This is a genomic window from Rhodothermales bacterium, from assembly GCA_017643395.1.
Classification (GTDB): domain Bacteria; phylum Bacteroidota; class Rhodothermia; order Rhodothermales; family UBA10348; genus JABDJZ01.
On the sequence record JAEPNP010000004.1, the window covers coordinates 1 to 15,620 of the forward strand.

12 protein-coding genes are annotated in these 15,620 nt (G+C 64.3%); 4 read left to right on the forward strand and 8 right to left on the reverse strand.

All coding sequences use genetic code 11. From position 1 onward, the window contains the following. The 5 genes from tuf to ftsH form a co-directional block, all read right to left on the reverse strand. Positions 1-128: elongation factor Tu (tuf, locus tag JJ896_12700; protein MBO6780506.1), on the reverse strand; the 128-nt coding region annotated here is incomplete at its 3' end. Between the two features lie 43 nt (positions 129-171). Beyond that, on the reverse strand, positions 172-2,268 hold the full coding sequence (gene fusA / locus JJ896_12705; protein MBO6780507.1) for an elongation factor G: 2,097 nt from the start codon (positions 2,266-2,268) through the stop codon (positions 172-174). A gap of 36 nt (positions 2,269-2,304) precedes the next feature. Continuing rightward, positions 2,305-2,772, reverse strand: a complete 468-nt coding sequence (gene rpsG / locus JJ896_12710) for a 30S ribosomal protein S7 (GenBank protein MBO6780508.1) — start codon at positions 2,770-2,772, stop codon at positions 2,305-2,307. A gap of 52 nt (positions 2,773-2,824) precedes the next feature. Continuing rightward, complete coding sequence (locus JJ896_12715; protein ID MBO6780509.1) at positions 2,825-3,193, reverse strand: 30S ribosomal protein S12; 369 nt, start codon at positions 3,191-3,193, stop codon at positions 2,825-2,827. A 291-nt stretch (positions 3,194-3,484) separates the two neighbouring features. Beyond that, positions 3,485-5,608 carry an ATP-dependent zinc metalloprotease FtsH gene (gene ftsH, locus JJ896_12720; GenBank protein MBO6780510.1) on the reverse strand — a complete coding sequence of 708 codons (2,124 nt, stop codon included), beginning with the start codon at positions 5,606-5,608 and terminating at the stop codon, positions 3,485-3,487. A gap of 135 nt (positions 5,609-5,743) precedes the next feature. Here ftsH and JJ896_12725 point away from each other — a divergent pair, with 135 nt between their 5' ends. Continuing rightward, entirely contained in the window at positions 5,744-7,582 is a 1,839-nt protein-coding gene (locus JJ896_12725; GenBank protein ID MBO6780511.1) for a hypothetical protein, read from the forward strand. Here the strand turns inward: JJ896_12725 and JJ896_12730 are convergent. Genes JJ896_12730 through pyk form a run of 3 tightly spaced genes read right to left on the reverse strand, consistent with a single transcriptional unit; the run spans position 7,569 to position 13,260 of the window. Then, the gene (locus JJ896_12730) at positions 7,569-8,384 is read right to left on the reverse strand and encodes a hypothetical protein (protein MBO6780512.1); all 816 of its coding nucleotides are present in this window, start codon (positions 8,382-8,384) and stop codon (positions 7,569-7,571) included. The genes JJ896_12725 and JJ896_12730 overlap by 14 nt on opposite strands. Beyond that, entirely contained in the window at positions 8,381-11,788 is a 3,408-nt protein-coding gene (locus JJ896_12735) for a tetratricopeptide repeat protein (GenBank protein MBO6780513.1), read from the reverse strand. Before JJ896_12735 ends, JJ896_12730 begins: the two co-directional genes overlap by 4 nt. Before the next feature lie 56 nt (positions 11,789-11,844). After that, positions 11,845-13,260: a pyruvate kinase gene (gene pyk, locus JJ896_12740; protein ID MBO6780514.1), complete on the reverse strand. Its 1,416-nt coding sequence runs from the start codon at positions 13,258-13,260 to the stop codon at positions 11,845-11,847. A gap of 265 nt (positions 13,261-13,525) precedes the next feature. Between pyk and JJ896_12745 the strand changes: the two genes are divergently transcribed. From JJ896_12745 to JJ896_12755, 3 genes are all read left to right on the forward strand, one after another. Beyond that, positions 13,526-14,035, forward strand: coding sequence for a hypothetical protein (locus tag JJ896_12745; protein ID MBO6780515.1), 510 nt, complete (start codon positions 13,526-13,528; stop codon positions 14,033-14,035). A 148-nt stretch (positions 14,036-14,183) separates the two neighbouring features. Further along, the gene (locus JJ896_12750) at positions 14,184-14,597 is read left to right on the forward strand and encodes a hypothetical protein (GenBank protein MBO6780516.1); all 414 of its coding nucleotides are present in this window, start codon (positions 14,184-14,186) and stop codon (positions 14,595-14,597) included. After that, positions 14,594-15,619: a serine hydrolase gene (locus JJ896_12755; GenBank protein ID MBO6780517.1), complete on the forward strand. Its 1,026-nt coding sequence runs from the start codon at positions 14,594-14,596 to the stop codon at positions 15,617-15,619. The genes JJ896_12750 and JJ896_12755 overlap by 4 nt, the downstream gene beginning before the upstream one ends. Position 15,620 lies beyond the last annotated feature (1 nt).

Consider the following 15,620-nt stretch of genomic DNA (forward strand, 5'->3'; position numbering starts at 1 on the left):
TTGCCCTCCACGCGCTTGGCGAGCACGGTCGTGATCGCCGCCGTCAGGGTCGTCTTGCCGTGGTCCACGTGACCGATGGTACCCACGTTCACGTGCGGCTTTGTACGCTGAAATGTCTCCTTTGCCATGGCTGTGTCTTAGCCTGTTTCGCTGTGTTTAGAGCCTGACGGGTCAGGCCGTGACGCCCCGTGCCGTCGAGATGATCTCATCTGCGACCGCTTTCGGAACGGCTTCATAGTGGTCAAACTGCATGCTGTAGATCGCGCGTCCCTGCGTGATCGAACGCATGTCGGTGGAATAGCCGAACATGTTCGAGAGCGGCACAAACGCCTTGATAACCTGCGCGTCCTGGCGCTGGCCCATGCTCTCGATGCGACCGCGGCGGCTATTCAGGTCGCCGATCACATCGCCCATGTACTCCTCGGGAGTCACGACCTCGACCGCCATGATGGGCTCCATGATCTGGGGCTTGGCCCGACGTGCCGCCTCGCGGAAGGCCATGCGGCCCGCGATTTCGAACGCGTTCTGGTCGGAGTCCACGTTGTGGAACTTGCCGTCATAAAGACGGGCGCGCACGGCCTCGACCGGGTAGCCGGCCAGCGGTCCCTGCTCCATGGCGGACTTGATGCCCTTCTCCACCGAGCCGATGAACTCACGCGGGATGGAGCCGCCCTTGATCTCGTCCACCCACTCGAGGCCCTGCTCGGCCTCCTGGGCAGGTCCGATCTCGACCCATACCTCGGCAAACTGGCCTTTACCACCGGTCTGCTTCTTGTGCGTGTAGCGCTCGTCCACTGCGGTGGTGAGTGCCTCGCGGTAGGCGACCTGCGGCTTGCCGACGTTGGCTTCCACCTTGAACTCGCGCTTCAGGCGATCCACGATGATCTCGAGGTGCAGCTCGCCCATGCCGGCGATGATCGTCTGCCCGGTCTCGTGATCCACGGAGACCTTGAACGTCGGATCTTCCTCGGCCAGCTTCTGGAGGCCAACGCCCAACTTGTCGTTGTCGGCTTTGGTCTTGGGCTCGATGGCAATCCGGATAACGGGCTCCGGGAATTCCATCTGCTCCAGAATGATCTGGTTGTTCGGGTCACAGAGCGTATCGCCCGTGTAGACCTCCTTCAGGCCCACGGCAGCGGCAATGTCACCGGCGCGTACCGTTTCGACATCCTCGCGGCTGTTCGCGTGCATGAACAGGATGCGGCCGATGCGCTCCTTCTTGCTCGTGGACGTGTTGATCACCGCCGTGCCCTTGTCGAGCGTGCCCGAGTAGACGCGGATGAAGGTGATCTTGCCGACGTAGGGGTCGGTGGCAATCTTGAATGCGATGGCGCTGAACGGGGCAGACGGGTCTGCCGGACGCTCCTGCTCCTCGTCCGTCTTGGGCACCACGCCGGTGATGGCGGGCACGTCCAGCGGGCTGGGCAGGTAGTCGATGACGCCGTCCAGAAGGCGCTGCACGCCCTTGTTCTTGAACGCCGAACCGCAGAAGACCGGGGTGATCTCCATCTCGAGGGTGGCTTCGCGCACAACGGCTTTCAGCTCCTCGGCGGTGATCTCCTCGCCCTCGAGGTACTTCATGAGGAGGTCATCATGCTTCTCGGCCACGGCCTCGAGCAGATTGATGCGCCAGTGGCGCGCCTCCTTTTTCAGGTCGTCAGGGATGTCGATCTCGTCCCAGGTGGCGCCTTTGGACTCATCGTGCCAGACAATCGCCTTGTTCTGGATGAGGTCGATGACGCCGCGGAACATGCTGCCCTCGCCGATCGGCACCTGCACCGGCACCGGATTGGCTTTCAGACGCTCCTTCATCTGGTTGATGGCCGCCTCGAAATCGGCGCCGGTGCGGTCCATCTTGTTGACGAAGGCGATGCGGGGCACGCCATACTTGTTGGCCTGGCGCCAGACCGTCTCGGACTGGGGCTCTACGCCACCCACGGCGCAGAAGAGTGCCACGGCGCCGTCGAGCACGCGCAGGGACCGCTCCACCTCCACGGTGAAGTCAACGTGACCCGGCGTGTCGATAATGTTGATCCGGTAGTCCTTCCAGAAGGCCTGGGTAGCGGCGGAGGTAATCGTGATACCACGCTCCTTCTCCTGCTCCATCCAGTCCATGGTCGCACCACCCTCATGCACCTCACCCATGCGGTGCAGGCGCCCGGTGTAAAACAGGATGCGCTCGGTCGTGGTGGTCTTACCGGCATCGATGTGGGCCATGATGCCGATGTTGCGCGTGCGCTCCAGGGCAAAACCGTTGTTCGATGACATCTATCTCTACTCTACTTTAGTCGTTCAGGGGTCTCCCTAGAAACGGAAGTGGGCAAAAGCCTTGTTGGCTTCGGCCATGCGGTGCGTGTCGTCCTTCTTCTTCATGGCACCACCCTCGCCTTTGGCCGCGGCCATCAGCTCGGCGGCAAGGCGGTTGGCCATGCTCTTGTCGTTCCGGGCCTTGGCATACTGGAGAATCCAGCGGAACGCGAGGGCCGTGCGGCGATCCGGACGGACTTCGACAGGAACCTGGTACGTGGCACCACCGACACGGCGGCTGCGGACTTCCACGAGAGGCGCAACATTGTTGACAGCCTTGCGGAACACTTCCACACCCGGCTCACTGGTGCGATCCTCGATGAGGTCGAAGGCCTGGTAGATCAGGTTCCTGGCCACGCTCTTCTTGCCGCTTTCCATTACGGCATTGACAAACCGGGTGACCAGGATGTCTCCGTAGACCGGGTCGGCAATCGGGGTCCGGCGTTCGGCTCTTTTCTTACGCATGTTCTGATCTCGCTCGGGGCGACGCGCTGTCGCCCGGGGGCTTGGTTAGTGCTTACGGGCGCTTGGCGCCGTACTTGGACCGCGACTGACGTCGGTCGGCGACGCCGGAGGTGTCGAGAGCTCCGCGCACGATGTGGTACTTCACACCGGGGAGGTCCTTCACACGACCGCCGCGCACCAGCACAATGGAGTGCTCCTGAAGATTGTGCCCTTCGCCCGGGATGTAGGCGATGACTTCGACACCGTTGGTGAGGCGCACCTTGGCGACCTTACGGAGTGCCGAGTTCGGCTTCTTCGGCGTGGTGGTGTACACACGGGTGCACACACCGCGGCGCTGCGGGCACGACGCGAGTGCCGGGGACTTGGTCTTCTTGACCTTGTCGTGGCGCCCTTTGCGAACGAGCTGCTGGATTGTTGGCACGAGGTTTTCCTTGGCTTTGCGACCCCCACGGGGCCGGCTTTCAGATGGACTCGCGACGGCCAGCCGCGAGTTGTTTCAGCCTTCCAATATAAGGGGTCAAACCGCCGTGCCTTTGCGGGCACCGTGAAGAAACCTAGATGGGCGATGGGCGGATCAGCGAAAACGGCCTCCTGAGGCCGGATCGCGGTTCCTTCACAAACTCAAGTCGTGTGAGCGATCTATAACGTTATATCGCGTTATATTCTGCTCACACCGCTCACGCCCTCCTCATGGCAGGCCGGCCCCGTTGAATCAGGATCCGGGATCCCGGGCGGCGTCAGTCCCTTCTGCATCGGGCGCCCCGGCCTCGGCCACGTCTGCGTCGGCAACGCCGGCATCGGCCACATCCGTGTCGGGCAACTCGGCTGCCGCACCGTCGCCTGCCGCCGTGCGCCCGTTGCTGTGGAAGTGATCCACCTGTACGTACTCCCCATGCGGGCGGGCTCCCAGAATCTCGATCAGGTCCCGGGGGCCGAGGATTTCTTTCTTGAGCAGCGCATCCGCCATGTCATCCAGGAGGTGTCGCTTCTCCTCAAGGAGGACACGAGCGCGGGCGCGCACATCCTCAATGATGGCCCGTACCTCTTCGTCGATGGCGCGTGCGGTGTCGTCCGAATACGGCTTCTCGAACATGGGGCTCTCCGAACCGTCGCGCGACATGTTGAACGAGACGTAACCAATGCGCTCGGACATGCCGTAATCCACCACCATGGCATAGGCCATTTTCGTGATGCGCTCGAGGTCGTTCTGGGCACCTGTCGATATGGCTCCGAAGATGATCTCTTCAGCCACGCGGCCGCCCATCGCCATAGTCATGCGGTCCAGCAGCGCCTCGCGCGTATAGAGGTAGCGCTCCTCCGGCAGGTATTGCGCGTAGCCCAGCGCCGCCAGTCCGCGCGGCACGATAGACACCTTGACCACGGGGTCGGTGTACTTCAGGAACCAGCCCGTGATGGCGTGTCCCGCCTCGTGGTAGGCGACAATCTTGCGCTCTTCCGGAGAGATGATCTTGTTCTTCTTCTCGAGGCCCGCTATCACGCGATCGTTGGCCTTCTCGAAGTCGGACATCTCGATGGCCTCCTTGCCGAGCCGAGCGGCCAGCAGGGCGGCCTCATTGCAGACGTTGGCAATCTCGGCGCCCGCAAACCCAGGCGTCTGACTGGCCAGCACGTCCACGTTGACGTCGTCTCCCAGGATGAGGTCGCGGGTGTGCACCTTGAAAATCTCGGCGCGCTCCCGGCGATCCGGCTTGTCGATCAGGATCTGCCGGTCGAAGCGACCCGGTCGCAGCAGCGCCGAGTCCAGCACGTCGGGCCGGTTGGTGGCGGCCATGATGATCACACCCTTGTCGGTGTTGAAGCCGTCCATCTCGACCAGAATCTGGTTGAGCGTATTCTCGCGCTCATCGTTGGCGCCCATCATCATCCCGCGTCCACGGGTTCGCCCAACGGCGTCGATCTCGTCGATGAAGATGATGCACGGGGCCTTTTCCTTGGCCTGCCGGAAGAGATCACGCACGCGAGCCGCCCCCACACCGACGAACATCTCGACGAAATCAGAGCCCGACAGTGAGAAGAAGGGCGTGCCGGCCTCCCCAGCCACGGCCTTGGCCAGCAGGGTCTTACCGGTGCCGGGCGGGCCCACCAGCAGAACACCCTTGGGCAGCTTGCCGCCGAGCTTGGTGAACTTCTTCGGCGTCTTGAGAAACTCCACGACCTCGGCCACCTCCTCCTTGGCCTCCTCCAGTCCGGCCACATCCCGGAAGGTCAGTTTCTGATCGGCCATCGCATCGAACAGGACCGCCTTGTTCTTGCCGATGTTGAGCACCTGCGATCCCGGATTCATGCGGCGAAGCAGGAAGACCCAGAGTGCGATGATGATTGCCAGGGGGAAGAGCCATGTCAGCAGGCCGCCGAACCAGTTCTCCTGCTGGTCCGCATCGAACGCCACGACCGCATCGCCCTGGGCGCGCGCGCGATCGTTGTAGTCCATGAGATAGGTTACCAGTTCATGATCCGCCGGCTTGGTGGTCAGAAACTGGTTGGCCGCTTCCTCCGGTGTGCCGCCGAACAGATCCTGGCGCGGCTGCCCCAGCTTGACGCGGTTGTCCTTGACGGCCGATTCCGTGTACGTGCCCTCAACGCGGGAGTCGTTGATGATGACGACCTCCTCCACGTACCCCTGGTCCACGTATTCCAGGAAGGTGGAGTACTCGACCTCGTTCGGCGTCTGGGCGCCGACAAAGAGGAAGATGTGGACCATGATGGCCATGAAAATGGCCAGATAGATCCACAACGCCAGACGCGGACGCCCCCCCGGGCCCATCGGGCCCTGGCCGGGCTTGTTGGAAGTGTTCTGCTGGTCGTCCTGACCCATAAACCCTGTACTCGGCGTGTCGCTGATGACGCGAAAGAGAAGCCAATCCCGTACAAAAGGGGATTCTGATGGTTCCTACGCAGGGCCTTGGCATGTGGATGCGCCGGTCGCCCCTCCAGGCATTAGTTTCATCGTATGGTCTCATCCCGTTCCCTCCTGCTCGCCGCGTCCATCGTCACCCTGACAGCCTGTGCCGGCTCGCACGAGTTGGTGCCCTCCGACGCAGACGTGGTGCTCGCAGAGCACCTGCTTGATGCTCCGGATCCGGCCCAGCCCGGCCCGTTCCAGGTGCGCGCGCTGTACTACGGATCCGGTGAGGACAAACGACGCCCGGAGTTCCGCGATTCGGTAGCCGTGGTCACCGACTCCGTGGACGCCAGCAAACTGGTGGACCTGGGCTCGTCGGAAGGGTCGAGGACACGGTATTGGGGATTCGGCGCGGAGGCGTTTCCGATCAACGGCCGGGTCTGGCACCCGGAGGGTGAAGGGCCCTTCCCGCTCGTGTTGGTGGTGCACGGCAACCACAACATGAAGGACTTCTCCGACCCGGGGTACGCCTACCTCGGGCGACACCTGGCGTCCCGCGGGTTCATCCTGGTCTCGGTGGACATGAACTTCATCAACGGGGGGGTGCGCCAGGAGAACGATGCCCGCGGCTGGCTGCTGCTGAAGCACCTTGCGGCCTGGCGGTCCTTCAACGAAGACCCGGAGCATCCACTGCACGGCCTCGCCGACCTCGACCGCGTTTCCCTGATCGGGCACTCGCGGGGTGGTGAGGCCGTCGGCCACGCCGCCGCGTTCAATCGCCTCTCCCACTACCCCGACGACGGCTCCGTCGAGTTCGACTTCAACTTCGGGATTCGCTCCATTGCGGCCATCGCCCCCGTGGACGGGCAGTATCTGCCCACCGGGCGGCATGTGCCGGTTTCCGATGTCAGCTACCTGGTGTTCCATGGCTCGCATGACGGAGACGTGACGAGTTTCCACGGACTCCGGCAGTACCAGCGCACGGAGCTGACTCCAGGGACGGATCAGTTCAAGGCTGCGGTGTACATGTACCGGGCCAACCACGGTCAGTGGAATGAGGTGTGGAACTCCAGGGACTGGGGTCCCCGAAGCGGCCGCACGCTGGACCTGTCGGTACTCATCGAGCCGGAGGCACAGCGGCACATGGCGCTGGTCTACCTGACGGCGTTCCTGGAGGCCACACTCAAGGACAACCCGGCCTGGTTACCCCTCTTCCGCGACCATCGTGTGGCCGGAGACTGGCTGCCCGACACGATCTACATCACCCGGTATCAGCACAACTCGTTTGTGCCGCTGGCCGACTTTGAAGAGGACATCGACCTCACCACAGGATCGACTGCGGGCGTGCACATCGCCGCAGACAGCCTGTCCACCTGGCGCGAGGAGCCCCTGGTACTGCGATCGCGCAACCGCACCTCGACCTCCAACCAGCAGCAGACCCAGGCAGCCCGGCTCTCCTGGGAGCAGGATTCGACCGATGTGGTCCCGGAATACAGGATTGCGTTCGACGATCCCCCTCGAGAGCTGCGTGCAGAAACCACGCTCGACCTGTTGCTTTCGCCTGACGGTGGTTCCGAACCGGACTCGCTGGCCACGCCGGGAGCCTTCACCGACCTCTCCGTGCGCGTGACCGATGCGCAGGGCAACCAAACGAGCGTTCCCCTCTCGGCGTACGGTCCCATTCGTGCTCCCCTGGAGATCGGCGTGATGCGGCGGAACATGGACAAGAGCCGCTTCGGCCGAACCTGGGAGATCGTGCTGCAGTCCTTTTCGATTCCCCTGGGAGATTTCCACGGGATCGATCCGGCTTCCATCCGGGAAGTGGCCCTGGTCTTCGACCTGCGCCCGAAGGGCACCGTCATCGTCGACGAGATCGGGTTTGCCGAACCCGGGCCGGCATTCCTTCGGGCTCGTCTTCCTCAGCCGCTGCCGGCTAGCGCCAACTGATTCCGAATCGGTGGGTCGTAGCGCCCAGGTACTCGGAGCGGGCCCAGGAAAACGTCAGCAGATCGCCTGTGTAGGAGGCGCCAAAGGTGGGCGCGTCCTGCCCGAACTGGCGCTGCCAGCCGCCAAGCACGCGGAACGTGCGCCCCCTGACGGGCCAGTAGGCGAGCTCCCCACCAACTCCACCGTGGAACGCATCCTGATAGCGGGCCAGGTGACCGGCAAAAGCCACATCGAGCGGGCCCACCTCACCTCGCAGACTGGATACGTTCAGTACGGTCGCTACCTCCCGCGGTACGACAGGTGGCACGATGGGCGCGTCCACACCCCGGCCCAATCCCACCACCGAAAGCCCGACATCCAGGGAACCCAGTCGCCGGGAGACGCCAAGATCAAGCCTCATGGCGCGGTCTTGCCCTCGCGCCGCGTCCTGCTCGACGAGGTGAAGTCCGGCACCGAGCCGGAAGCCCTTGAGTTCGTGCGATGCGGCCCCGCTGACTGCGAGAGCCGAGACGCCGTCGGCCGACGGGAGTTGGCGCGCGCCGAATACGAACCGGTCGACGGCCGCGGCCATGAAGATGTCCATCGCCAGGTCATCGCGATAACGCACAGAGACGGAGCCGCCGTCGGCCCAGGCCGCGGAGGCGGGATTGACCCAGGCCGCTTCCGGAGCACGCAGGCCGAGCGTGACTGATCCTCCCATCGCGGCCGCCCGTGGTCCCGGTGCAACCGAGGTGAGCCAGGACTGCCCCGAGGCCGGCCAGGCGATAATCCCCACGAGTACCACAGCTGCGATGCGCATCATGGATCCGGCGTCAGAATGTGTAGCAGAAAGGCGTCAAGAGGCAGATTCGTGCCGAGAGATGCCGCAAAGCGCACGGCTTCCTGACGGGTCTCGAAGCGTCCTGCCGTCACCAGGATACCGACCTGATCCTGCCAGGCACCTGTCCAGATTTCCGGCTCGGCCTGGCCCTGAAGAATCGGTCGGAGATTGTCACGCACTTCTGGTGCAGCTGCCAGGTCCCGCAGCTCCGACAGGGCGACCGTCCACCCGGACCAAGCGGTCTCCTCTTCCTCCTCGGTGGGCTCGAGCGGCTGCAGCGCATCCGTTTCCACGATCCGCATCTCCGTGGACATGCCCTGCACGGCGTCCCGTGCCCCGGCCATACCCACAGGCACCTGACGGACCAGCACCGTGTCCGCAGCGGCCTCTTCCACCTCGACCTCCAGGTCAGTGGCGGCTTTCAGGCTGTCTGCAGGCACCTCGGCCGGAGCGGGAGCGGCCAGACTGTCGGGCACCGCGGCGACGAGCGACGAATCAGGAAGCAACGCCGCAAGCGAGTCCAGTCGCGCCTGCTCGATGGCCGCTTCGATGGAATCGATGCGCGCCTGCTCCTCGGCCTCGATGTCCTCTATAGCGCCCAGGATGTCCCCTGCGCGCTGCGCGTAGTCACTTCCGGCATAGCGCTGTGAGATGTGCGCCATGAGTTCCTTGAGCGTGAGCTCATTCCACGCGCGCTCCGGCTCCACAGGGACCGGCTCCGGCTCTTCCACAGGCAGGGTGTCGGCTTCGGCAAGTGTGGCCTCGGGCTGCGCGGCCTCAGTCGGTGCGGCTTCAGTCTGTGCGCTTTCGGCCCCGGAGCCTTCCGGAAGGGCGCCGCCGGCCGCCGCCAGCGAATCGGCGGATGCCGCAGTCCCTCCTTCAGAAGCCACGCCCGCCCCAGACTCCAGGTCCACGGTCAGTGAGTCGTTCGACACCGGCTCCAATTCCGCCTGACCCGCTGCGGTCGAGTCCTGTGCTGCCAGGGAGTCTGCCGCCGCAGGCAGGCCCTCTGACGCCGACTCGTCGTCCTCGGAACCCGGCAGAAGCGCGGCTCCCAGCGAGTCCGCCTCCGCCGGCGTACGCAGGGAGTCGGCTGCGACCGCTCCGAGCGAATCGGGCACGATCTGCCCAAGCGAATCCAGTGGCACAGACATCGTGTCCGGCTCGGGCGGCGTTACCACACCGGTGCGGGCAAGCAGAGAGTCGGCCACGGTCAGCGGAAGCGGCGCACGCAGATTGAGCGTGTCCCGGTCCGCCCACTCGAGGAATATCGAACCGGCGGCGAGCAGCGCCTTGGGCACGATGGCCGTGCTCGGGTAGGTGCCTGCCACCTCGACCATGCCGTTCATGGCTTCGCGGTAGGCCTCGTCGTCCCAGCGCTGGAAGTAGCGGGCGTACAGCGATTCCGCAAGCGCCAGACTGTCGGGAACGACCTCGTCATCCTCCACGCCGAAAAGCTCCCGCACGCGGTCGGCGAACTCGGAGTCCGGGTACTGATCCAGAACCTGCTGATAGATGCCGTTGGCCGCCAGCGAATCTCCAAGCGCGCGCTGGATTTCGGCAAGCGCGTACAGCGCCCGGCGGGACACCTCTTCCTCAGGCGTGTCCTCGAGCACCATGCGGAACCAGGAAGCCGCCGAGTCAGGCCGACTGATGCCCAGAAAGAGTGCCGTTCCGACATCATAGCGGGCCAGGGCGAGCGCGGACGCCATCTCCGCCTGTGAAAGCGAGTCCCGTGGTACTGCGGACACATCCACCTCGGGCAGCTGGTCCTCGGCCAGCTCCACCTCAAACTCTTCTTCGGTCCCGTCTTCGCCGGTGAGTTGGGCACCTGCGACAGCTTCCATGCGCCGCCAGTTCGGGACCAGCGGCCGATCGCCCCACCGGCGCGCAAAACTCAGCCGTCCCTCCTGACGCATGACCGGATCATCGTGGAAGAGGAATCCTGACTCGCCGCCCGCCGCGTTTCGGGACGGGATGACCTTGCCCTCCGGCAGGCCCCTGTTGTCCAACGGACTGGCCCCGGAGTTCTGCTGGAAGGCGCGCTCGATCTGACGCTCCTCCTGCTGGCGCTGTCGCTCTGCGAGTTCTTCTGCCCGGGCGCGCCGCAACTCGAGCACCTTCGCGGCAAAGGTCGAATCATCCATCTGGCCCAACCAGAGCAACGAGTCCAGGCGATCGACTTCGCGGAACGCCCCGGCATAGGCGCCGAACGCTTCTTTCAGTTCCTGAGCGTCCTCAATGGCCTCCGGGGCGAGCATGGTCTGGTCGGGCGCAGTGGACGCTCCGGGCTGGGGCACGCCGATGCGCAGCCCCGAGGCCGCCGTGTCGAAATGCGCGGCCGCCATCACGTAGTTCTCGTCCAGGTCCCGGTAGAGCTCACCGAGCGCGTAGTGGATGCGCCCGCGCAACGACGACACCTCACTGGCAAAAACCGGGTCGTACAGCAGCTCATCGTACACGTTGAAGGCCTCATCGGCCAGACCTCCTGCCCGGAGGATGTCGGCCCGCAGGACCGCGAGCTCCGCGCGATAGGAAAAGTGCTTGTCGTCACGCTCCATGCGGCGCAGCAGCCTCAGGGCCTCCGCCCGATCGCCGTGCTGTCCTTCCAGGCGGATGGCGCTGTACTGGGCCGCATAGGACAGTTCGTAGTGGGGCCGGTAATCCAGTGTGCGCCGATAGGCCTGCACCGCATCATCCCACCGCTCGAGGGTTTCCAGTACCTGCCCCAGCAGGAACGCTGCCCGCGCACCGGTTTCGTTGTCCCGCACCACCTCGAGACCGGCCGCCAGCTCCTGCGCCGCGGCTTCCCAGTCCGCCTGCTTCACCCGAAGCTCGCCGAGGGCCAGCCGCAACGGCGCACGCCATTCCCGATCAATCTCGCCGGCAAGGGCCTCGCCGATTGTCGTCTCAGCCTGGTCGAAGTCACCGCTTGCGACAAACGTGCGGGCCAGCCAGAAGCGCGCCTCGTCCTCCAGGCCGGTTTCCAGATCAATGGCCTCTCGGAATTTCTGCTCCGCACCGACGTAGTTCTTCTGGAAGAAGTAGGACTTTCCGATGAGCAGGAGCGCATCGTCCACCCATTTGGAGTCCGGGTGCTCGCGCAACACATCGGCGCTCTTGAGCACGGCCTCTTCGAACTCCCGGCCTCCGCCGGCCGCGTCCGACTCGGTAAAGACCCCCATGTACCGGGTGCGGTCTACCTCTTCGTTGGTGCGCTGCCGGTTGTTGACGCCGTCTCGAAAAGAGCGCTTGGCGTTGTAGAAGGTGTTGTAGTACGCCGTGAAGTTGTCGTACCGCTTGCCCACGAAGGACGACGATTTACACCCCGCCAGCGAGACGGATACGACCAATACCAACCCTATGCCGAGGGCACGCGATCTCATAAGCAGCAACCTGTTCAGATTGTAGCGCGTGGTTCGGCGAGCAGATGCGGAGTTGGTTAGACGCGTGTGACGTGCACCATGTTGGTGCGGCCCCTTGCGGGGAGCGGCATGCCGGCAGTCATCACGACGAGATCGCCGCTGCGTGCCAACTTGTTCTCCCTGAGCACCTGGTGCACCAGGGTGATGCCGTTGTCAGTATCGGCCTGAAAAGGGATCGCAAAACCCTTTGTTCCCCAGGAGACGCCCAGTTGCCCCACCACACGATCGTCGTCGGTGAAGGCGTAGACGGGTACCCGTGGGCGGTGTCGCGCGATGCTGCGTGCGGTGGTGCCGGTGGCCGTCAGACAGACGATGGCCACCGCTCCGACTTCGCGGGCCAGCTCGAACGCGGTCTTTGACACCGCTTCCGTCACTTCATGCTGTCTGGGCTGCTCCAACTGCCAGGCTCCGCTCTCCCAGAAAATGGATTCGGCCTCCATGATGATGCGATTCATCACCTCAACCACGTGCACGGGATCGCGTCCCACGGCCGTTTCTCCGGACAGCATGACCGCGTCGGTCCCGTCCAGTACCGCGTTGGCCACGTCGGACACCTCCGCGCGGGTCGGCCGGGGGTTCGTGATCATCGATTCCAGCATCTGCGTCGCCGTAATCACGGGTTTGGCCGAGGTCCGACACTTGCGAATGATGCGCTTCTGGATGCCGGGCAGCTTGGACAGCTTCATCTCGATGCCGAGATCCCCCCGCGCGACCATCAGCCCGTCTGCCTTGCTAAGGATCTGATCCACCCGATCAACGGCTTCGGGCTTTTCGATTTTCGCGATGATCGACACGCGATTGCCGGACTCCCGCACCCGCCAGATGAGGTCGGCCACATCCGACTCGTCCCGGACAAAGCTCAACGCGATGATGTCCACGCCCTCCGACAGGCCGAACGACAGGTCTTCCAGGTCCTTCTCGGTCAGCGCAGGGGTCGAGGTCTTGATGTTCGGCAGGTTGACCCCCTTTCGCGACCGCAGCGGACCACCGACCACCACCTCGGTGACCACCTCCCGTTCCCGCACCCCCGTGATGAGCAGCTCCAGGGCCCCATCGTCCAGGAGAATGGAAGCACCCTCCTGCACGTCTTCAATGAGCGTCGGGTAGTTGATATAGACCCGGTCACTGGTGGATTGGGCGATGGGCTCGGTGGTCAGGACAAGCTCCTGCCCGACCTCGATGTCGACCGCATCGCCCTCCATCTGACCCACGCGGATCTTGGGACCCTGCAAATCCTGCAGAATGGGTACCACCCGGCCGGCCTCCTTTGCCGCGGCCCGGACGCGCTGAATCACCTGACGATGGTGTTCGTGTGTGCCGTGGGAAAAGTTGAGCCGGGCCACATCCATACCCGCCTGCACGAGGCCTCGAATGGCTTCTTCACTGGATGAAGCAGGCCCGAGCGTGCAGACAATTTTGGTTCGGCGTTCCATATGACGGGTTGGGTTGGCGGCGCTGCGGCAAACTACAGCCGCAGCCCGGCCGGACAAACGAATCCTGGGTTACTTCCGCGGTCGATTCACGGCAATATGGACACGGTTCGGCGCACGCACGACACCATCTGCGGTGCCACCGCATCCTGCGAGCGCTTCCATCGTAGGGAGACTCAGAAACCGGCAGCCACGCCCACCGCCGGCTTCAGGGTGCGTCCTCCCGCGATGCCCGATTGAGCAAGTCACACTATCGCAGGAGAACGTCATGAAGACCCTGACCGTATTGTCCATTCTGCTGGTCGCCGTTCTGGCCGCCGGCCCCGCGTTTGCCACCGACGATCCGCTGGCTGAACTGCAGCACCGCATGGAGGAAGCAAGGACTTCCGTCGTCACCGCCGAGGATGTCGCTGCCATTTCTGATGCCCTTTCGCAGGCGCTGACCTCCGACCACCGGGGACTCGAGTCGGCCGCGCTCCGCCTGGTGATTGCGTATGGCGGCGTCATTGAACTGAACAGGGCCGCTGTGATCGAAATGGTCCGCCTGTACCGTGATCACAAGGACAGTCGCGTTCGACAGATGGCCGTGGTTGCCATCGCAGCTACCGGGGACAACTGGGGTATCGACTTCCTGGAACGCAGCGAGGCCTACGAGGCCGACCCGGCCGTGCTGCGGACCCTGAAAGCCAGCCTGGCCGCGCAGCGCGCTGAGGTGGTGGCTGAGTCGGCCGCTGCCGAGCGGCCCCTCTGGGCGCGCGGCACTCCTGTGCAGGCATGATCGCGCCTGCGTGAGGTATTACGACACTCCCGTGCAGACATGACCGCCCCCTCCGAATCCGAACCGCAGTCGGTCGCCCCGCCCTTGCGCGGGGCGACCTTCCCTTTCGGGCATCGGGTATATTCCGGCACAGTCAGCCGATCCCCCCATGCCCTCCCGACTTGCTCTCCTGCATCGGATCATCGGAATCGCAGCCGTGATCATGTTTCTGGCCACAGGTCAGTACATGGACCGGGTGCACGCCCACCTCGAGGGCATGGCGGACGCGCAGCGCATGCTGTTCCGCTCAACCCACCTGTACATCCTGTTCACGGGCCTGATGAACCTCGGACTGGGGATTTACCACCAGCCTTTTCGCGACCGGCTCGCTCGACCCCTTCAGAACGTGGGATCGCTGCTGTTGCTGGCTGTGCCCGTGCTGATCACCGTCGGCTTCTTCACGGAGCCGTTTCTGACCGAGTTCGCCCGGCCCTACACGCGACCGGCCGCGTACATGAGTCTTGCGGGCGGAGTCCTGCTGACCGCCGGCTACGTCATCGACTGGGCCGGTCGGCGTTCATGAGACTCGGGATTGCGGCATGTGGCCTGATTCTGCTGTGCGGTGCCTTGCGCCCCGCCGCTGCGCAGCACCCGGACTTCGACGCGGTGGTGGAACGCGCCCGGGAGTTGGCCCCGATGAACTCCCTGATCATCTGGCATCGGGATTCCCTGGTTGTGGAGAGCTACTTCCGCGGCATGGCGCGGGATCGCCGGGCCAACATCAAGTCGGCCTCCAAGACCGTGCTCTCGGCCCTGGTGGGCATGGCCGTTGCGGACGGGGACATCCCGTCACTCGACACTCCGCTGGCCGAACTTCTGCCCGACTACTTCGACGACGTTCCCGAGGAGAAGCGAGACATCACGCTGCGGCATGCGATCACCATGCGCACCGGACTGGAGACCACCAGTTTCCGCAACTACGGGGCATGGGCATCGTCCCGAGACTGGGTAAGATTCCAGGTCGATCAGCCCATGGAATGCCGGCCCGGAGGCTGCTGGTCATACAGCACCGGGACGTCTCATCTGGTGGGGGTCGTGCTGGCCCGCGCCACCGGCGAGAGTCTGCTGGCGTACGCGCGCCGAAAGCTGTTTGAACCGCTGGGTGTGCGACTGGCGCCCTGGGATCGGGACCCACAAGGCAACTATCTCGGCGGCAACAACATGCAGCTCAGACCGCTGGACCTGGCGCAGTTCGGTCGCCTGTTTCTCGCGAACGGGCGGTGGCAGGGGGAGCAGCTCGTGCAGGCGTCCTGGATCGAGGAGTCATGGGACCGCTACGGCCGCTCGCCGTGGAACGGCAATGGGTACGGGTTCTACTGGTGGAACCGGCGAATCGCCGGCGAGAGCGCCTGGTTCGCCTGGGGCTATGGCGGGCAGTTCGTATTCGTGGTGCCCCGATTGGACCTGGTGATTGCCACTACCGCATCGCTCGTCAATCGGCCACGTGGCGTCAACCACAACAACGCGGTTTACCGATTCCTGGGGCAGTACGTGATTCCAACCGTGCGGGAGCGCGGCCCGAGCTACACCGCGCCGGCGCGGTAGG

What these genes read in the sequence shown, in the direction of transcription:
- JJ896_12750 (MBO6780516.1), top strand. Translation starts at nt 14,184, where the DNA reads ATGCCCTCCCGACTTGCTCTCCTGCATCGGATCATCGGAATCGCAGCC.
- ftsH (MBO6780510.1), bottom strand. Translation starts at nt 5,608, where the DNA reads ATGGGTCAGGACGACCAGCAGAACACTTCCAACAAGCCCGGCCAGGGC.
- JJ896_12755 (MBO6780517.1), top strand. Translation starts at nt 14,594, where the DNA reads ATGAGACTCGGGATTGCGGCATGTGGCCTGATTCTGCTGTGCGGTGCC.
- fusA (MBO6780507.1), bottom strand. Translation starts at nt 2,268, where the DNA reads ATGTCATCGAACAACGGTTTTGCCCTGGAGCGCACGCGCAACATCGGC.
- pyk (MBO6780514.1), bottom strand. Translation starts at nt 13,260, where the DNA reads ATGGAACGCCGAACCAAAATTGTCTGCACGCTCGGGCCTGCTTCATCC.
- JJ896_12730 (MBO6780512.1), bottom strand. Translation starts at nt 8,384, where the DNA reads ATGATGCGCATCGCAGCTGTGGTACTCGTGGGGATTATCGCCTGGCCG.
- rpsG (MBO6780508.1), bottom strand. Translation starts at nt 2,772, where the DNA reads ATGCGTAAGAAAAGAGCCGAACGCCGGACCCCGATTGCCGACCCGGTC.
- JJ896_12735 (MBO6780513.1), bottom strand. Translation starts at nt 11,788, where the DNA reads ATGAGATCGCGTGCCCTCGGCATAGGGTTGGTATTGGTCGTATCCGTC.
- JJ896_12725 (MBO6780511.1), top strand. Translation starts at nt 5,744, where the DNA reads ATGGTCTCATCCCGTTCCCTCCTGCTCGCCGCGTCCATCGTCACCCTG.
- JJ896_12745 (MBO6780515.1), top strand. Translation starts at nt 13,526, where the DNA reads ATGAAGACCCTGACCGTATTGTCCATTCTGCTGGTCGCCGTTCTGGCC.